Annotated in this window: 1 protein-coding gene; it reads left to right on the forward strand. The window is 64.9% G+C overall.

The genetic code is table 11. The features are described 5' to 3' along the window. Positions 1-64: 64 nt before the first annotated feature. Positions 65-1,230, forward strand: a protein-coding gene (locus ACM9ME_RS15380) for an IS3 family transposase (protein ID WP_415644337.1) whose coding sequence is annotated in 2 segments (ribosomal slippage) — positions 65-317 and positions 317-1,230 — 1,167 coding nt in all. Because the reading frame shifts where the segments join, the coding sequence is not laid out codon by codon here. The last annotated feature ends 18 nt before the right edge of the window (positions 1,231-1,248 follow it).

A 1,248-nucleotide genomic window follows, 5' to 3' on the forward strand; every position in this document is an offset into this window, starting at 1 on the left:
TGACGTGACCCCCGTTTCTTCATCCAGTTGGAACTAGAGACCGGCCCCTCGAAGGGACGGACAGATGAAGCGGAAGCATTTCACGGAAGAGCAGATCATTGGCATCCTGAAGGAGGCCGAGGCGGGCGCGGTGGTGACGGAGCTGTGCCGCAAGCACGGCATGTCGAGCGCCACCTACTATGCGTGGAAGGCCAAGTATGGCGGGCTGGAGGTATCTGACGCGAAGCGGCTGCGGGCGCTCGAGGAGGAGAACGGCAGGCTCAAGCGGCTGCTGGCGGAGACGATGCTGGACAACGCGGGTCTGAAGGATCTGCTGTCAAAAAAATGGTAGCGCCCGCCGCGAAGCGGCAAGCGGTCGCGCATCTCCAGTCGACGTTGGGGATGAGCGAGCGGCGGGCGTGTGCTGTCGTCGGAGCGGATCGCACGAGCATGCGGTATCGTTCGTGCCGGGAGGATGATGGCGACCTGCGGTCGCGGCTATGCGAGCTGGCGCAACAACGCCGACGGTTCGGCTATCGGCGGCTGCACATCCTGCTGCGCCGGGACGGCATCACCATCAACCGCAAGAAGACGCAGCGGCTCTACCGCGAGGAAGGTCTAACGGTGCGTCGCAGGAAGGGACGCAAGCGCGCCGTCGGCGCGCGGGCGCCTGCCCCGGTGCTGGCGCTTCCCAACCAGCGCTGGAGCCTGGACTTTGTTCACGACCAACTCGTCACCGGTCGCCGGTTCCGGGTCCTCAACATCGTCGATGACGTGACGCGCGAGTGCTTGGCGGCGGTGGCCGATACGTCGATCTCGGGCAGGCGGGTGGTCCGCGAGCTGGGCGATCTGATCGCCAGGCGCGGCGCGCCAAAGATGATCGTCAGCGATAACGGCACCGAGCTGACATCGAACGCGGTGCTAGCCTGGTCCGGGGATGTCAGCATCGAGTGGCACTATATCGCCCCAGGCAAGCCGACGCAGAACGGGTTCGTCGAGAGCTTCAATGGTCGCATGCGCGACGAGCTGCTCAACGAGACGCTGTTCTTCACGATCGGCCAAGCGCGGGAGATTCTCGCCCGCTGGGTTCACGACTACAACACCGACCGACCACACTCGTCGCTCGGCTATGCCACCCCGGCAGCGTTCGCCGCCGAACTTGAAACGCAACGGGCGGGGTTAACCCCGCCCGTTGCTTCACCCGCGCTCATGCGCAACAACACCGGTCTGTCTCTGGTTGCCGCTGGATGAAAGGCGGGGGTCACGTCA

It is taken from the genome of Sphingomonas antarctica, from assembly GCF_965137005.1.
Classification (GTDB): Bacteria; Pseudomonadota; Alphaproteobacteria; order Sphingomonadales; family Sphingomonadaceae; genus Sphingomonas_O; species Sphingomonas_O antarctica.